Annotated in this window: 16 protein-coding genes and 3 tRNA genes; 15 read left to right on the forward strand and 4 right to left on the reverse strand. The window is 66.0% G+C overall.

The genetic code is table 11. The features are described 5' to 3' along the window. Positions 1-20: 20 nt before the first annotated feature. Positions 21-1,151, forward strand: a complete 1,131-nt coding sequence (gene tgt / locus CRJ03_RS11505; RefSeq protein ID WP_104019004.1) for a tRNA guanosine(34) transglycosylase Tgt — start codon at positions 21-23, stop codon at positions 1,149-1,151. A gap of 203 nt (positions 1,152-1,354) precedes the next feature. Continuing rightward, positions 1,355-3,769, forward strand: coding sequence for an endopeptidase La (gene lon / locus CRJ03_RS11510; RefSeq protein WP_104019005.1), 2,415 nt, complete (start codon positions 1,355-1,357; stop codon positions 3,767-3,769). Positions 3,770-3,986: 217 nt separating this feature from the next. Here lon and CRJ03_RS11515 read toward each other — a convergent pair whose 3' ends face one another. Beyond that, positions 3,987-4,184, reverse strand: coding sequence for a hypothetical protein (locus CRJ03_RS11515; RefSeq protein ID WP_104019006.1), 198 nt, complete (start codon positions 4,182-4,184; stop codon positions 3,987-3,989). A 147-nt stretch (positions 4,185-4,331) separates the two neighbouring features. Here CRJ03_RS11515 and CRJ03_RS11520 point away from each other — a divergent pair, with 147 nt between their 5' ends. From CRJ03_RS11520 to CRJ03_RS11570, 11 genes are all read left to right on the forward strand, one after another. After that, positions 4,332-4,766, forward strand: coding sequence for an HU family DNA-binding protein (locus CRJ03_RS11520; RefSeq protein ID WP_104019007.1), 435 nt, complete (start codon positions 4,332-4,334; stop codon positions 4,764-4,766). Between the two features lie 18 nt (positions 4,767-4,784). Next, positions 4,785-4,859: transfer RNA gene (locus CRJ03_RS11525), tRNA-Val, on the forward strand. 127 nt (positions 4,860-4,986) lie between these two features. Further along, entirely contained in the window at positions 4,987-5,301 is a 315-nt protein-coding gene (locus tag CRJ03_RS11530; protein WP_104019008.1) for a hypothetical protein, read from the forward strand. 30 nt (positions 5,302-5,331) lie between these two features. Next, a complete protein-coding gene (locus CRJ03_RS11535; RefSeq protein WP_104019009.1) occupies positions 5,332-7,206 on the forward strand; it encodes an SLC13 family permease in 1,875 nt (624 codons plus the stop codon). A 71-nt stretch (positions 7,207-7,277) separates the two neighbouring features. Next, positions 7,278-7,353 (forward strand) — tRNA-Val (locus tag CRJ03_RS11540). Positions 7,354-7,471: 118 nt separating this feature from the next. Beyond that, positions 7,472-7,548: transfer RNA gene (locus CRJ03_RS11545), tRNA-Asp, on the forward strand. Positions 7,549-7,708: 160 nt separating this feature from the next. After that, complete coding sequence (locus tag CRJ03_RS11550) at positions 7,709-8,278, forward strand: type III secretion system chaperone (RefSeq protein WP_104019010.1); 570 nt, start codon at positions 7,709-7,711, stop codon at positions 8,276-8,278. A 66-nt stretch (positions 8,279-8,344) separates the two neighbouring features. Continuing rightward, positions 8,345-8,581, forward strand: a complete 237-nt coding sequence (locus tag CRJ03_RS11555) for a BolA family protein (protein WP_104019011.1) — start codon at positions 8,345-8,347, stop codon at positions 8,579-8,581. Further along, positions 8,581-8,838 carry a hypothetical protein gene (locus tag CRJ03_RS11560; protein WP_104019012.1) on the forward strand — a complete coding sequence of 86 codons (258 nt, stop codon included), beginning with the start codon at positions 8,581-8,583 and terminating at the stop codon, positions 8,836-8,838. The genes CRJ03_RS11555 and CRJ03_RS11560 overlap by 1 nt, the downstream gene beginning before the upstream one ends. Further along, the gene (gene grxD, locus CRJ03_RS11565; RefSeq protein ID WP_104019013.1) at positions 8,835-9,197 is read left to right on the forward strand and encodes a Grx4 family monothiol glutaredoxin; all 363 of its coding nucleotides are present in this window, start codon (positions 8,835-8,837) and stop codon (positions 9,195-9,197) included. The genes CRJ03_RS11560 and grxD overlap by 4 nt, the downstream gene beginning before the upstream one ends. A 49-nt stretch (positions 9,198-9,246) precedes the next feature. Continuing rightward, on the forward strand, positions 9,247-9,489 hold the full coding sequence (locus CRJ03_RS11570; protein ID WP_104019014.1) for a hypothetical protein: 243 nt from the start codon (positions 9,247-9,249) through the stop codon (positions 9,487-9,489). Between the two features lie 120 nt (positions 9,490-9,609). Here CRJ03_RS11570 and ispG read toward each other — a convergent pair whose 3' ends face one another. The 3 genes from ispG to hemA all read right to left on the reverse strand — a co-directional run bounded on the left by ispG (position 9,610) and on the right by hemA (position 13,364). Beyond that, complete coding sequence (ispG, locus tag CRJ03_RS11575; protein WP_104019015.1) at positions 9,610-10,734, reverse strand: flavodoxin-dependent (E)-4-hydroxy-3-methylbut-2-enyl-diphosphate synthase; 1,125 nt, start codon at positions 10,732-10,734, stop codon at positions 9,610-9,612. 70 nt (positions 10,735-10,804) lie between these two features. Next, complete coding sequence (locus tag CRJ03_RS11580; RefSeq protein WP_104019016.1) at positions 10,805-12,019, reverse strand: helix-turn-helix domain-containing protein; 1,215 nt, start codon at positions 12,017-12,019, stop codon at positions 10,805-10,807. 115 nt (positions 12,020-12,134) lie between these two features. After that, positions 12,135-13,364, reverse strand: coding sequence for a 5-aminolevulinate synthase (hemA, locus tag CRJ03_RS11585; protein WP_104019017.1), 1,230 nt, complete (start codon positions 13,362-13,364; stop codon positions 12,135-12,137). Positions 13,365-13,581: 217 nt separating this feature from the next. Here hemA and CRJ03_RS11590 point away from each other — a divergent pair, with 217 nt between their 5' ends. Continuing rightward, a complete protein-coding gene (locus tag CRJ03_RS11590) occupies positions 13,582-14,958 on the forward strand; it encodes a M20/M25/M40 family metallo-hydrolase (RefSeq protein WP_104019018.1) in 1,377 nt (458 codons plus the stop codon). Further along, positions 14,955-15,818, forward strand: coding sequence for an alpha/beta fold hydrolase (locus CRJ03_RS11595; RefSeq protein ID WP_104019019.1), 864 nt, complete (start codon positions 14,955-14,957; stop codon positions 15,816-15,818). The genes CRJ03_RS11590 and CRJ03_RS11595 overlap by 4 nt, the downstream gene beginning before the upstream one ends. Positions 15,819-15,841 lie beyond the last annotated feature (23 nt).

Raw genomic sequence — 15,841 nt, forward strand, 5'->3', positions numbered from 1 at the left:
GCTCTGTTACGGGAAGCGGTATGTCAGCATCATTCAACTATTCACTCATGGCAACCGACGGTTTGGCGCGCGCGGGCGTCATCCGCACGACGCGTGGCGACATTGCCACGCCCGCCTTCATGCCGGTGGGCACCGCCGGCACCGTGAAGGGGATGCTGCCCGAAAGCGTACGCGCCACCGGTGCGGATATCCTGCTGGGCAACACGTATCACCTGATGCTGCGGCCCGGGGCGGAACGGGTGGCGCGGCTGGGGGGACTTCACCGGTTCATGAACTGGGACGGGCCGATCCTGACGGATTCGGGTGGATTCCAGGTGATGAGCCTGTCGGGGCTGCGCAAGCTGACCGAAGCGGGGGTCACATTTCGCAGCCATGTGGACGGGTCGCGCCATGAATTGAGCCCGGAACGGTCGATGGAGATTCAGGCGCTCCTGGGTTCGGACATCGTGATGGCGTTCGACGAGTGCCCGGCACTGCCCGCCGACCGCGCGCGGCTGGCCGAGAGCATGCGGCTGTCGATGCGCTGGGCGGCGCGGTCGCGCGAGGCGTTTGGCGACCGGCCCGGTCATGCGCTGTTCGGGATTCAACAGGGCGGGCTGGAGCGGGATCTGCGCGAGGAGAGCGCGGAGGCGCTGCGTGCGATCGGCTTTGACGGGTATGCCATCGGCGGGTTGGCGGTGGGCGAGGGGCAGGAGGCGATGTTCGAATGCCTCGATTACGCGCCCGGCATGCTGCCGGAGGACCGCCCGCGCTACCTGATGGGGGTGGGCAAGCCCGACGATATCGTCGGCGCGGTAAAGCGCGGGGTGGACATGATGGATTGCGTGCTGCCGTCGCGTTCGGGCCGGACGGGGCAGGCGTGGACGCGCCGGGGGCAGGTCAACCTCAAGAACGCGCGGCACGCCGACGATCCCCGCCCGCTGGACGAGGACTGCACCTGCCCCGCCTGCCGCGGCTATTCGCGCGCCTACCTGCACCATGTCTATCGTTCGGGCGAGATGATCGCGGGGATGCTGCTGACCTGGCACAATCTGCATTATTACCAGGAATTGATGGCAGGGATGCGCGCGGCGATCACCGGGGGGCGATTTGCAGCGTGGGAGACGGAGTTTCACGCCGCGCGGGCGGAGGGCGATATTGCGCCGCTGTGACGGCGGCAGCCCGGCGGATGGCGCGGCAATTCGACATGGCGCGACCGATGCGGCCTTGTGCGGCGGGGCCTGTCGAGGCATTCTGCGCGCCAATTCGTTGAAACCCGCGGGTGCACGCCCCAAATGAGGGGTAACGCAACGGAGAGGGCCCTCGCTGCCGCCGAGTCGGGGCAGGCCCTCTTGCCAGAGACAGGAAACCGAGCATGACAGACCAACTCAACGCCTCTTACCCGGTGCTGCCGCTGCGAGATATCGTGGTGTTCCCGCACATGATCGTGCCGCTCTTTGTCGGGCGCGAGAAATCGGTGCGCGCGCTGGAAGAGGTAATGTCTGACGACAAGCAGATCCTGCTGTCGAGCCAGATCGACCCCGCCGACGACGACCCCGCCGAGGACGGCATCTTTCGCGTCGGTGTGCTGGCCAATGTGCTGCAACTGCTGAAGCTGCCCGACGGCACCGTGAAGGTGCTGGTCGAGGGCGTGCGGCGGGTGCGTATTCTCGAGTTTCTCGGGCAGGAGGAATTCTTTGCCGCCCGTGCCGAGCTTATCGACGAGATGCCGGGCGATCCGACGACCACGCAGGCATTGTTGCACACGGTGGCCGAGGAATTCGCGCGCTACGCCAAGATCCGCAAGAACATCCCCGACGAGGCGCTGGCGGCGGTGAGCGAGGCCGAGGATTCGGCGCGGCTCGCCGATCTGGTGTCGGGGCATCTGGGCCTTGATGTCGAGCGCAAGCAGGAGCTTCTGGAGACGCTGAGCGTGAGCGAGCGGCTGGAGAAGGTCTATGGCCTGATGCAGGGCGAGATGAGCGTGTTGCAGGTCGAGAAGAAGATCAAGACCCGCGTCAAGAGCCAGATGGAGCGCACGCAGCGCGAATATTACCTGAATGAGCAGATGAAGGCCATTCAGAAGGAGCTGGGCGACGGTGAGGACGGCGAGGGCGAGATCGCCGAGCTGGAAGCGCGCATCAACGAGACCAAGCTCAGCGAGGAAGCGCGCGAAAAGGCCGAGGCCGAGCTCAAGAAGCTCAAGAACATGAGCCCGATGAGCGCCGAGGCGACGGTGGTGCGCAATTACCTCGACTGGATGCTGTCGATCCCGTGGGGCACCAAGAGCCGGGTCAAGAAGGACCTGAACCGCGCGCAGGAGGTGCTGGACGCCGATCACTACGGGCTGGACAAGGTCAAGGAGCGGATCGTCGAATACCTCGCGGTGCAGCAGCGTTCGAAAAAGCTCAAGGGGCCGATCATGTGCCTCGTGGGCCCGCCGGGCGTGGGCAAGACCTCGCTGGGCAAGTCGGTGGCGCGCGCGACGGGGCGCGAGTTCATCCGCATCAGCCTGGGCGGGGTGCGCGACGAGAGCGAGATCCGCGGCCACCGCCGGACGTATATCGGCTCGATGCCCGGCAAGATCATCCAGTCGCTGAAGAAGGCCAAGACCACCAACCCGCTCATCCTGCTCGACGAGATTGACAAGATGGGGCAGGATTTCCGGGGCGACCCGGCGAGCGCGATGCTGGAGGTTCTGGACCCGGAGCAGAACTCGACCTTTGTCGATCACTATCTCGAGGTGGAATACGACCTCTCGAACGTGATGTTCCTGACCACGGCCAACAGCTACAACATGCCGTCGCCGCTTCTGGACCGGATGGAGATCATTCCGCTGGCGGGCTATACCGAGGACGAAAAGCGCGAGATCGCCAAGCAGCACCTGTTGCAGAAGCAGATCAAGAACAACGGCCTGAAGAAGGGCGAGTTCGAGCTGACCGACGCGGCGCTGACCGATATTGTCCGCTATTACACCCGTGAGGCGGGTGTGCGGAACCTCGAACGCGAGATCGCCAAGATCGCTCGCAAGGCCGTGACGCGCATCATCAAGGGCGAGTACAAGACGATCAGCGTGACGTCCGAGAACCTTGCCGATTTCCTGGGCGTGCGGAAGTTCAAGTTCGGTCTGGCAGAGGAGAGCGATCAGGTCGGCGTGGTCACGGGCCTCGCCTATACCTCCGTCGGCGGTGAGCTTCTGAACATCGAGGCGCTGCGCCTGCCGGGCAAGGGCCGGATGAAGACCACCGGCACCCTGGGCGACGTGATGAAGGAATCGATCGACGCGGCTTCTTCGTATGTGCGCTCCGTGGCACCGGAATTGGGCATCAAGCCGCCCAAGTTCGAGAAATGGGACATCCACGTCCACGTACCCGAAGGGGCGACGCCCAAGGACGGGCCCTCGGCGGGTCTTGCGATGGTCACCTCCATCGTATCGGTGCTCACGGGCATCCCGATCCGCAAGGACATCGCCATGACCGGCGAGGTCACGCTGCGCGGCAACGCGCTGCCCATCGGGGGGCTGAAGGAGAAACTGCTCGCGGCGCTGCGGGGGGGGATCAAGACGGTGCTCATTCCGCGCGACAACGAGAAGGACCTGACCGAGATCCCCGACAACGTGAAGGAGGGGCTGGAGATCATCCCCGTCGATCACGTGCGCGACGTGCTCAAGCTGGCGCTGGTACGGCAGCCCGAGCCGGTGGACTGGGATCAGGATGCCCACGAGGCCGCCGTCGCCGAGGCCGCGCTCAAATCCGGCGATGACGAGGCGCGGGGCTCGGTGGCGCACTGACGCGGTGCACCTGGCCGAAAGCAGGAACGGCGCGGGGGCAGCCCCGCGCCGTTCTGTATTTGCGATCAGGGAATAGGCGTTCGGGCGACGTGGGACGTTGCAACGCGCGCCGCCGCTTCAGGCGCGGTGCGTGTGCACACCTTGCCGAGCGCTGGTCGAGAAACGGTGAAGGAGGGCATCGCCCCAACCGATCACCGTCTCGACGATGCGCGCGGTGTCAGTGGCCGTAACCCATCCCGACGATGATCATCAGCAGCATCAGCGGGATGATGAGCTGTCCGACATCCTGCGAGTTGTCGGTTGTATCCGCGATGATGACCTCGGGTTCGACCACCGGGTCGCTGAGTGCCCCGGCAAGCAGGGGCGAGGCGGCGAACGTGGTGGCACACGCGATGGCGCAAGCAAGATTCTTCAAGACTTTGTTCCCCAGTATGATTTTGCGACGCTGTCAACGATAGAGTTTCAGCGCTCGCAAGGTCAACTGTTGGGTGGAATTGTCGTCGTTGGGGCGTTAGGCTGTTGCTGCAAAAGCACCAATTTGAGCACAGGATCGAGGCGTTTCATGGCAACGAAGGCAGGCCCGCAAAGCGGCGCACCAAAGGCAGCGACCACATCGCGCAAGAGCAGCGAGGCCCCGGCCAAGCCCGCGGCCGCCGCGCCGAAGCCGGTGGTGGTGGCGGAGACCGCGCCCGAGCCGGTGCTGCCCGATCTCAAGCGGCAGGAATTGCTGGCGCAGGTGGTCGCGCGCTCGGACGTGAAGAAGAAATATGCCAAGCCGGTGCTCGAGGCGGCGCTGGCGCTCATCGGCGAGGCGCTCGCCGAGGGGCGCGAGCTCAACCTCGCGCCGATGGGCAAGGTCAAGATCAACCGCACCAAGCAGATGGCCAATGGTCGTGTCATCATCGCCCGCATCCGGCAGAATGCCGCCCGCAGCGCGGAGGCCGGAACGGCGGATGACAAAGATGCGAAAGAGGTGGTTGCAGACCCCCGGAAGTGACGCTAAATAGCCGCGCACGGGTGATTAGCTCAGTGGTAGAGCGCTTCGTTCACATCGAAGATGTCAGGAGTTCGAATCTCTTATCACCCACCATTTTCCCTATAGTGGTGACAGGCTGGCGGCTGGCGCGTTTGCGGTGGTTCGGGGCGGTGATTTCGGGTACCCAGAGGTATCGTGGCCCGGGTCACGGCACATCCATCACACTCCAGGGAGGTCCGGCATGCAATTCCAACTCAACACCGACTCGCATATTCAGGGCGATGACAGGCTGGCGGAGATCGCCGAGGGCATCGTCACCGCGGCGCTGGGGCATCTGGTAGAGCGCCTGACGCGGGTCGAGGTCCACCTGGCCGACGTGAACGCGGCCAAGGGGGGTGGCGATGACATCCTGTGCACCATCGAGGCGCGCCCCGAGGGGATGCAGCCCCACTCGATCAGGCATTCCGATGCGGATGTGGAGGCCGCGCTGCGCGGCGGCGGCCGTAAGATACGGGCGCTTCTGGAGAGCGAGTTCGGCAAGCGTTCGGCGCGCTGAGCGCGCGCCCCCGTCTGAAAGGCCGGTGCCGTGACACTCGAACAGGTGCTCATTCTGTCGATCCTCGCGGCTACGCTCGGGCTGTTCATGTGGGGCAGGCTGCGCCATGACGTGGTGGCGCTGGCCGCGCTGATGGCCTGTGTGATCGCCGGGCTGGTGCCCGCGGGCGCGGCCTTTGCCGGGTTCGGGCATCCGGCGGTGATCACCGTGGCCTGCGTGCTGATCCTGAGCCACGGGTTGCAGACCACCGGCGCGGTGGACTGGCTGGCGCGCGGGTTGTTGCCGCGCGATGCCGGGCGGCTGGCCAGCATGGGCGCGCTGGTCGGGCTGGGGGCGGCGCTGTCGGGGGTGATGAACAATGTGGGCGCGATGGCCCTCCTGATGCCGGTGGCGATGCAATTGTCGGACCGACTGGACCTGACGCCCGGGCAGGTGCTGATGCCGCTGGCCTTTGGCACGATCCTGGGGGGCATGACCACGCTGATCGGCACGCCCCCCAACCTGATCGTCTCGGGCTTTCGCGAGGAGGCGGGGCTGGGACAGTTCGCCATGTTCGATTTTGCACCGGTCGGGGTGGCCGTGGCGGGGGCGGGCGTCGTCTTTGTCACCTTGCTCGGTTGGCGGCTGGTGCCGGAGCGCCAATCCGTGGCGGGGGAGGGGTTCGATACGGGGGCGTATTTCACCGAATTGACGGTGCCCGACGACAGCAAGGCCGTGGGCCTCACGCTGCGCGGTTTTGAGCGCGAGATCGAGGACAGCGACGCGCAGGTGGTCGGGCTGGTGCGCAACGGCGTGCGCCTGACCGCGCCGCATGGCGGGCGGCGCATCCGCGCGGGCGATGTGCTGGTGCTGGAGGCCGATGTCGAGGCTCTGGGCGAGGCGGTGTCGGTGTTTGGCATCTCGCTCGAAGATGCGGAGGCGGCGGCGGCGCAGGTGGTGGAGGACGGAGAGGAACAAGCAGGCCCTGACGGGGCGGCGGAGGACGCGGAGGGCGCGGACACCGAGGAGGAGGAGGACGCGGAGGAGGATCGGGCGCGCGACGGTGATGGTCAGATCGTGCTGCGCGAACTGGCGGTGCTGCCGGGTGCGACCATCGTCGGGCGATCTGCCCGCGATCTGCGGCTGCGCACGCGCCACGGGCTCAACCTGCTGGCGGTGTCGCGCGAGGGCCACCCGCCGCGCACGCGGCTGCGGACGCTGAAGCTCAAATCCGGCGATCTGTTGCTCGTGCAGGGCGCGGCGGAGGCCGTGACCGGCTTCGTCAAGGAGACCGGCTGCGTGCCGCTGGGCGCGCGCGACCTGCGCATTCCCGACAAGCGCATGGCAATCATGGCCGGAGCGATCATGGTTTCGGCGATCGCGTTGGTGACGCTGGGGCTGTTGCCTTCGGCGGCAGCATTTGCGTTGGGGGTGCTGGCCTCGATGGTGCTGCGCACGGTGCCGCTTCGGCAGGTTTATACCGCGATCGACTGGCCGGTGATCGTGCTGCTGGCTGCGCTGATCCCGGTGGCGGGCGCGATGCAGAGCACCGGCGCCGCCGATTTGCTGGCGCGGTTCCTGGTCGGGACCGTGTCGCAGGGCAATCCGGTGATCGCGCTGGCGGTGGTGCTGGTGACCACGATGTTCCTGTCCGACGTGATGAACAACGCCGCCACCGCCGCCGTCCTGTGCCCCGTCGCGCTGGGCATTTCCGCGACGCTGGGCGCCAATCCAGACAGCTTTCTGATGGCGGTGGCGATCGGGGCCTCCTGCGCATTCCTGACGCCGGTGGGGCACCAGAACAACACCATGATCCTGGGGCCGGGCGGGTTTCGGTTCGGGGATTACTGGCGGCTGGGCCTGCCGCTCGAGGGGCTTGTCGTGCTCGTCGCGATGCCGCTGCTTTTGGTGTTCTGGCCGTTGTAAGGCGCCGGTGTGGGCCTCGTGTCGACAAGCCCCTTGTGCGCGGGCGGGCGCTTGGCTATCAGGCGCGGGCAGGGTGATTAGCTCAGTTGGTAGAGCGCTTCGTTTACACCGAAGATGTCGGGAGTTCGAGTCTCTCATCACCCACCATTCCATGCCCGGTCGGCGTCTGCCGTGAAAACTGCGATTTCGCGAGCCAAAGCTGCTTGACGCGGGCCCGGGCGGCGCTTAGAAGCGCGTCACGCCCGGGCGACCGGGCAGGCAGCGGGCGGTTGTAGCTCAGTTGGTTAGAGTGCCGGCCTGTCACGCCGGAGGTCGCGGGTTCGAGCCCCGTCAACCGCGCCACTGCTGCCATTATTTTTCAAAGGCCCTCGCCCCGGCGGGGGCTTTTGCGTTCGGGCAGGTCGGTCACGTTGACGGGTGGCCCCTTCACGTTTCGGCGAGGGCCGTGGCGCGGTCCCGGCCCCTGTGGCAGGCTGGGGCCAGCCCGGATGAAGGACACGCCATGCCCCGCCTGACGCTGCTCGCCGCCCTGCTGATGTTGCCGATCGCGCTCCTTGCGCAGGAGACCGCGCCCGAGGAACCGCCTGCGACCGGCACGCCGCCGGACGCGGCAACCGAGCCGGCCATGACCCTCGACCGGCTCGATGCGATCATCCGCGCGCTCGACCCCGGGGCGCAGAGGGGCGGCGCGGTCTGGCAATTGATCATCGACGATGTGCAGGTGCTCGTCGTCACGGATGAGAGCGCCGACCGGATGCGCGCCATCACCCCGGTCGCGCGCAGCGCCGATGTCACGCCCGAGCAGATGACGCGCATGATGCAGGCCAATTTCGACAGCGCGCTCGACGCCCGCTATGCCATCGCCAAGGAGATCCTGTGGTCGGCCTATATCCACCCGCTGGCGGCCCTGAAGAAGGATCAGCTCATCTCGGGGATCGGGCAGGTCGTGAACCTCGCGCAGAGCTTTGGCACGCTCTATTCCTCGGGCGGGCTGCTATATGGCGGTGGCGACAGTGGCGGGTTGCAGCGTGCGTTGATCGACGAGCTTCTGAAGAAGGGCGAGGAAATCTGAGGGTCCCTTGCACGCGGCCCCCCGGCGGTCTACATCTGCGGCAGAGGACACAAGGGAGACAAGCCGATGGCCCTTCTCGCTTCCGATCTCGAGGCGCTTATCCGCGAGGCGCTGCCAGATGCCCGCATCACCGTCGAGGGCGATGACGGCGTGCATTTCGCCGCCGAGGTCATCGACGAGAGCTTTCGCGGGTTGAACCGCGTGCAGCAGCAACGTCTCGTTTATGCCGCTCTCAAGGGCAGGATGGATGGCCCCGATGGCGCGATCCATGCGCTCGCGCTGACCACCAAGGCCCCCGGCTGATGTCGGGCGCGGCGATCATCACGGTGCTGTCAGGTCTCGTCCTGTTGCTTGCCGTGCTGCGCGCCGCGCAGGTCCTGCGCCAAGAGCGCGCGAGCGGGCGCAGAGCCGGGCGCGGCACCGAGCCGGGATCCGGCGACAGCATCATCGAATCGCACTATTCCTCCGGGGTGAGCGGCGGGCAATCCATGACCTATCGCATCTCCCGCGATCCGCAGACCTACGCGAAACTCTTCATACCCAAGGACCGCAAAAAATGACCGACGCCAAGACCCGCATCCAGGAAACCGTGAGCACCTCTGACGTGGTGCTGTTCATGAAGGGCACCAAGGACATGCCGCAATGCGGCTTTTCCAGCCGCGTGGCGGGGGTGCTCAATTTCATGGGCGTCGATTTCGCCGACGTGAACGTGCTTGCCGACGAGGGCATCCGCCAGGGGATCAAGGATTACTCCGAGTGGCCCACGATCCCGCAACTCTACGTCAAGGGAGAGTTCGTGGGCGGCTGCGACATCGTGACCGAGATGACGCTGTCGGGGGAGCTCGACCAGCTTCTCGACAAGAGCGGCGTGGCCTACGACAAGACCGCCGCCGAGAAGATCCGCGAAGCCAACGCGTGAGGGTAACACGCACCATACCGCTCGCCCCGTGCCGCTCGGGGAGGTAACCATGCCCACCAGCGCGTTCGCCTTGGTCCTGCTTGCGCCGTTCATCGCGATCTTTGCCTATGCTGCGTGGCACGAATGGCATCGTGTGCGCGAGGATGGGCACAGCAATTACGGCCTCGCCTACGATCCCGAGACCGACAGCACCCACGTTACCCTGCTCGAAGACGGTGAGGCCGGGTACGATCCGGAGACCGAGAACGCGGCGGGGGACGACGGCGACACCGGACAGGACGAGACGCGGTAAGCGCCGCCGGGTCCGGCTGTTGGGTTGGGGTGCGGGGGCGTGTGAGCAGGCATTCTCCCGCGCGGTCAAACCGTGGGCGTCCCATCCATGCCAGGCTAGGATGCCCCGGTTTTTCCGGCCTTATTCCGCCGCCTGCGCTGCGCTCGCGTCGATCTCGGCGGCGCGTTTCTCGACCTCTTCGACGATATGCGCGATCATCGCGTCGTTCGACATCTTGTGGCTTGCCTTGCCCGCGAGATAGACCATGCCGTGCCCCGCGCCGCCGCCGGTAAATCCAACGTCGGTCATCAGCGCCTCGCCGGGGCCGTTGACCACGCAGCCGATGATGCTGAGGCTCATCGGCGTCTTGACATGCGCCAGCCTCTCTTCCAGTTCGGATACCGTGGCGATCACGTCGAAGCCCTGCCGCGCGCAGGACGGGCAGGAGATGATATTGACGCCCCGGTGCCGCAGTCCCAGCGACTTGAGGATGTCATAGCCGACGCGCACCTCTTCGACCGGGTCGGCCGACAGGCTTACGCGGATCGTGTCGCCGATTCCGGCCCAGAGCAGGTTGCCCAACCCGATCGCGCTCTTGATCGTGCCGGACATGAGCCCGCCCGCCTCGGTGATGCCGAGATGCAGCGGCGCGTCGGTCGCGTCGGCCAATTGCGTGTAGGCGGCGACGGCCATGAACACGTCGGACGCCTTCACGCTGATCTTGAAATCAAAGAAATCGTTGTCCTCGAGAATGCGGATATGGTCGAGGCCGGATTCCACCATCGCGTCGGGGCAGGGCTCGCCATACTTGTCCAGAAGGTGCTTTTCCAGCGATCCCGCGTTGACCCCGATCCGCATCGAACAGCCGTTATCGCGTGCCGCAGCGATCACCTCGCGCACGCGCCGCTCGTCGCCGATATTGCCGGGGTTGATGCGCAGGCAGGCCGCGCCCGCCTCCGCCGCCTCGATGCCGCGCTTGTAGTGGAAATGGATGTCCGCGACGATTGGCACCGGGCTTTCGCGCACGATCTCGCGCAGTGCCCGCGACGATGGCGCGTCAGGCACCGAGACGCGCACGATGTCGGCCCCCGCCTCGGCGGCGGCCTGCACCTGCGCGACGGTGGCGGCCACGTCGGTGGTGGGCGTGTTGGTCATGGTCTGCACGGTGATCGGTGCCCCGCCGCCCACCGGGACCGAACCGACCATGATCCGGCGGGATTGGCGACGCTCGATGTTGCGCCACGGGCGGATGGGATTGTGCGTCATGGCTGGCCCCGTTGGGTTGGGATGCTCTCCCGGTCCAGATAGCCTGCCGGGCCTGTCGGGACAACCGGGGCTATTGCTGCGGTTCTTGGGGCAGCTCTGCGACGACGCGCATCAGGTCGTTGTCCGAGTCCGGGTCGGCGAGCGCGTAGCGCTCGGTCAGCGCATTGGGGGCCAGCGCCAAGTTCGCGGTTACCGCACCGCGCGGGCCTGCGGGGCCGTAATGATCGCCGTTCACGGCGAAATAGACTGCGCCGGATTCGCCCACGCGGATGGTCGGCGGCTCCTCGGTGCCGGGCACCTCGTAGGTGTCGCCCGCGTTCATGATTCCCTCGTAGATCACGCTGCCGTCGGCGGCGCGCACGCGCACCCAGGCCGGGCGCACGGCGACGACCTGAACCTTGTCGGGCGCGCCTTCCACCACCTTTGGCACCACCGCCGGGGCATCATCGGTCGTCTGCTGTGCCGCGAGCAGGGCGCGTTCGATGGCGCTGTCGCGGTCGGCCTCGGGCGGGGCGGGGCTCAGCGTGCCCACCTTGCTCGGGTCGAGCATCGAGATCGGGGCGTCGCGCGCGACCATCACCGGCACCTCGAGCGGGCTGGGCCGATAGAGCCGTGTCAGCCGGTCCTCGCGCGGGGCCTCGAATCCGCTCGGGGCCGCGTCCGTGTCTACCGCTTGGTCCAGTGGATCGAGTTCGGCAAGCACCAGCGGCGTGTTCTCTACTGGCGAGAGCCGGACCTGCTGCACCTGCCGAAGCACGCTCCAGCCGCCATAGCCGATGGCCCCGATGAGCGCCACCAGGACCAAGGCCGAGCCGATGGCGCCCGGCTCGATCCGCGACAGCACGCTTTCGCGCGCGGGGGCGAAGGGTGTGCCTATGCCCGACAGGGAATCGCCCGCCGCAGGTCTGGACTTTGGTTCCTTCCGGGGCGCGGCGGGCCGGTAGCGTGACGACGCCTGTTCGGACATGCCATGCGCGATGGAAAATCCCGATTCAGTGCAGAACGCGGCAAAGGCGCGGTCAGGGTTCATGCCGAGATAGCGCGCGTAGGAGCGCACGTAACCGGGGATGAACCCGGGTGTGTCGAAAACGGAGGGGTCGGCATTCTCGATGGCGGCCACGTAATTGGCGCGGATGCGTAACTCGCGCTCGACATCCAGAAGCGATTTTCCAAGGGTGGCGCGTTCGCCGCGCATCAGGTCGCCTAGACGCAGGTCATAGGCGTCGAAACCGCGGATATCGGCCTCTTCGGTGTTCGTGTCGAGCGTCCGACGGCGGCCTATCATGTGCCACGAGCCTCTTGCATGTCCCTGCCTAGGAACCGATATCTACGATTCGGCTTACAACCTTTTGTTTAGGACACGTTAACACAAGGCAAGCGGCATTGCACGTCTGCGTGCTTCACCCGGCGCATTCGGCGCGATTCAGCGCACATTGGCTCCATAGTGCATCCATTCCGCGCACCAGCGCATCCATCTCGCGGGGACCATGCACCGGCGATGGTGTAAAGCGCAGCCGTTCGGTGCCGCGCGGCACGGTGGGGAAATTGATCGGCTGCACGTAGATGCCGTAGCCGTCGAGCAGCATGTCCGAGAGCGCCTTGGTATGCACCGGGTCGCCCACGATCACCGGCACGATATGGCTGCCGTGGTCGATGATCGGCAGGCCCAGCCCCTTGAGCCGGGTCTTGAGGATCTTGGCCTGCGTCTGGTGACGCTCGCGCAGCTTTTGCCCCTCGGCGGTCTTGAGAAAGGCGACCGAGGCCCGCGCCCCCGCCGCGAGTGCCGGGGCGAGCGAGGTCGAGAAGATAAAGCCCGGCGCGTAGGAGCGCACCGCGTCGCACATCTTGGCGCTCGCGGCGATATAGCCGCCCATCACGCCATAGGCCTTGGCCAGCGTGCCGTTGATGATGTCGAGCCGGTGCATCAGGCGGTCGCGCTCGCAAATCCCTGCGCCGCGCGGGCCATACATGCCCACCGCGTGCACCTCGTCGATATAGGTCAGCGCGCCGAATTCATCCGCCAGATCGCAGATCGCCTCGATGGGGCCGAAATCGCCATCCATCGAGTAGACCGATTCGAAGGCGATGAGCTTGGGCGCGGCGGGGTCGTCGGCGGACATCAACTCGCGCAGATGCGCCACATCATTGTGCCGGAAGATGCGTTTGGCGCCCCCGTTGCGGCGCACGCCCTCGATCATGCTCGCATGGTTGAGCGCGTCGGAATAGATGATGAGGCCGGGAAACAGCTTGGGCAGGGTGCTCAGCGTCGCGTCATTGGCGATATAGGCCGAGGTGAACAGCAGCGCCGCCTCCTTGCCGTGCAGATCGGCCAGTTCCGCCTCCAGCCGCTTGTGATAGACGGTGGTGCCGCTGATATTGCGCGTGCCGCCAGACCCGGCACCGGTGGCGTCGATCGCCTCGTGCATCGCCTCGAGCACCACCGGATGCTGCCCCATGCCGAGATAGTCATTGCCGCACCAGACGGTGATCGGTTGGTCCGACCCGTCGGGCCTGCACCACGTGGCATGCGGGAAATTGCCGTTCTCGCGTTCGATGTCGATAAAGGTGCGATAGCGCCCCTCCTCGTGCAGACGCGCGATTGCCTGATCCAGCTTGGCCACGTAATCCACTGGCATGTCCTTCCCTTCGAGAGCCGTGGGTGCTTCGCCCCTATGCCCATTATCTAGTCAATTTCCGGGGGCTTGTATACCGTATCACCCGGATGAGAACAGGCTACAAAACGCCGCGACCCCTCACATTGACATGGGTCAAGCGTCTGGACAGCGCCGCCGCGCCTGTTACCCTCGCCGCTGATCACAGAATAAAACAGTCCGAAAGGCCCGGCCCATGACCCTACCCGCGACGCTTGCGCATATCGACACCTCTCTCGACGCGGCGCTCGACCGGCTCACGGGGCTTCTGCGCATCCCCTCGATCTCGACCGACCCGGCCCATGCGGGCGATTGCGAGGCCGCCGCCGACTGGCTCGTGGCCGACCTGCAAAGCCTTGGCGTAAAGGCGGAAAAGCGCGCCACCCCGGGCCGTCCGATGGTGGTAGGCCATGTCGAGGGCGACGGGCCGCACCTGCTGTTCTACGGCCATTACGACGTGCAGCCCGTGGACCCGCTCGATCTGTGGCACAGCGATCCCTTCGCCCCCGAAATCCAGGACACCGATCAGGGCCGCGTGATCCGCGCGCGCGGTGCCTCGGATGACAAGGGGCAGCTCATGACCTTTGTCGAGGCGTGCCGTGCCTGGCAGGCGGTCAACGGCACGTTGCCCTGCCGGATCACTTTTTTCTTCGAGGGCGAGGAAGAATCTGGCTCGCCCTCGCTCATCCCCTTCCTGCGCGAGAACGCGGACGAGCTTTCCGCCGATCTCGCGCTGATTTGCGATACCTCTATGGTGGCGCCCGGCGTGCCGTCGATCGCGTCGCAGCTTCGGGGTATGTTGAAGGACGAATTTACCATCCAGGGCCCCACCATCGACCTGCATTCCGGCCATTACGGCGGCCCCGCACTCAACCCGTTGCGGGAAATCTCGCGCATCATCGCGTCGTTCCACGACGATCAGGGCCGCGTCGCGGTCGAGGGCTTTTACGAGGGCGTGCACGAGGTGCCGGGCGAGCTGCTGCGCCAATGGGAAGACTGCGGTTTCGACGAGGAGGAATACCTCTCCTCGGTGGGCATGACGCAGCCACATGGCGAGGCGGGCTATTCCACGCTGGTGCAGCAATGGGCGCGTCCGACGCTGGAAATCAACGGGCTCTGGGGCGGCTACCAGGGCGCGGGCACCAAGACGGTGATCCCAAGCAAGGCGCACTGCAAGCTCACCTGTCGCCTCGTGGGGGATATGGACCCCGACACGCTGCGCCGGAAAATTCGCAAGCATGTGGAGGACCGGCTGTCGCCGGACGCGAAAATCAGCTGGGACCAGGACCTCGAAGGCTCTCCTGCGGTGGTGATGAACACCAACCGCCCCGAATTCGAGGCCGCGCGGCAAGCGCTGTCGGATGAATGGAATCGCGAGGCGGTACTCACAGGCATGGGCGGCTCGATCCCGGTCGCGGGGTTCTTCAAGGAGATCCTCGGGCTCGACGCCATGCTGATCGGCTTTGCGCAAGAGGATGACGCGATCCACTCGCCCAACGAGAAGTACAACGTGACGAGCTTTCACAAGGGTATCCGAAGCTGGGCACGTGTGCTTGACGCGCTGGCGAGATGATCCCGGGCTTCACCGATCACCAGACCGATAACCTTGGCTACAGCATGGGCGGCGAGGGGCCGCCGCTGCTGCTTTTGCACGGGTTTCCGCAGACTCGCGCCATGTGGGCGCATATCGCACCGGAACTGGCGCGGAGCCACACCGTGATCTGCCCTGACCTGCCGGGATATGGCGCCTCGGCCAAGCCCGGCAGTCTGGACGCCTACAGCTTCCGCGCGATGGCGCGCGAGATGGCGGGTCTCATGGACAGCCTCGGTCATGACCGCTTTGACCTCATCGGCCATGACCGGGGTGCACGGGTAGCCCACCGGCTCGCGCTCGATGCGGGCCACCGCGTGCTCAGCCTTGTGCTGATGGACATCATCCCAACGCACACCCTGCTGTCCGATCTGCGCTGGCCGGTGGCGCAGTCCTATTACCACTGGTTCTTTCTTGCCCAGCCATACCCGTTCCCCGACCGCATGATAGAGGCCGACCCGGACGCGTTCTTTCACGCCTGTCTTCTGGGGTGGGGCGGCGCGCAGCTCGCGGATTTCGATGCGGATCAACTGGCGCAATACCGCGCGGCGTGGCGCGACCCCGACACCATCCGGGGCATGTGCAACGATTATCGCGCCACGCTCGCCCGTGACATGGCCGATGACAGCGCCGATGCGGACGCCTGCATCGCCTGTCCCACGCTGGTCCTTTACGGTGCGCAGGGCGCGATGGCCCGGCACTACGACGTGCCCGCCGCGTGGGCCCCGAAATGCCGCCATATGCAGGCACAGGCGGTCCCCGGCGGCCATTTTTTCCCCGACACCAACCCCACCGCCACCTGCACCGCCCTACAGCCGTTCCTCGACGCGCGCGCGCGTTGAAACAGGTCGAGAACGGCGTGCGT

It is taken from the genome of Roseovarius nitratireducens, assembly GCF_002925845.1.
GTDB lineage: Bacteria > Pseudomonadota > Alphaproteobacteria > Rhodobacterales > Rhodobacteraceae > Roseovarius > Roseovarius nitratireducens.

Excerpts from the sequence above, each read along its gene's own strand:
- tgt (WP_104019004.1), top strand. The coding sequence starts at position 21 with ATGTCAGCATCATTCAACTATTCACTCATGGCAACCGACGGTTTGGCG.
- lon (WP_104019005.1), top strand. The coding sequence starts at position 1,355 with ATGACAGACCAACTCAACGCCTCTTACCCGGTGCTGCCGCTGCGAGAT.
- CRJ03_RS11520 (WP_104019007.1), top strand. The coding sequence starts at position 4,332 with ATGGCAACGAAGGCAGGCCCGCAAAGCGGCGCACCAAAGGCAGCGACC.
- CRJ03_RS11530 (WP_104019008.1), top strand. The coding sequence starts at position 4,987 with ATGCAATTCCAACTCAACACCGACTCGCATATTCAGGGCGATGACAGG.
- CRJ03_RS11550 (WP_104019010.1), top strand. The coding sequence starts at position 7,709 with ATGCCCCGCCTGACGCTGCTCGCCGCCCTGCTGATGTTGCCGATCGCG.
- CRJ03_RS11555 (WP_104019011.1), top strand. The coding sequence starts at position 8,345 with ATGGCCCTTCTCGCTTCCGATCTCGAGGCGCTTATCCGCGAGGCGCTG.
- CRJ03_RS11560 (WP_104019012.1), top strand. The coding sequence starts at position 8,581 with ATGTCGGGCGCGGCGATCATCACGGTGCTGTCAGGTCTCGTCCTGTTG.
- grxD (WP_104019013.1), top strand. The coding sequence starts at position 8,835 with ATGACCGACGCCAAGACCCGCATCCAGGAAACCGTGAGCACCTCTGAC.
- CRJ03_RS11570 (WP_104019014.1), top strand. The coding sequence starts at position 9,247 with ATGCCCACCAGCGCGTTCGCCTTGGTCCTGCTTGCGCCGTTCATCGCG.
- ispG (WP_104019015.1), bottom strand. The coding sequence starts at position 10,734 with ATGACGCACAATCCCATCCGCCCGTGGCGCAACATCGAGCGTCGCCAA.
- CRJ03_RS11580 (WP_104019016.1), bottom strand. The coding sequence starts at position 12,019 with ATGATAGGCCGCCGTCGGACGCTCGACACGAACACCGAAGAGGCCGAT.
- CRJ03_RS11590 (WP_104019018.1), top strand. The coding sequence starts at position 13,582 with ATGACCCTACCCGCGACGCTTGCGCATATCGACACCTCTCTCGACGCG.
- CRJ03_RS11595 (WP_104019019.1), top strand. The coding sequence starts at position 14,955 with ATGATCCCGGGCTTCACCGATCACCAGACCGATAACCTTGGCTACAGC.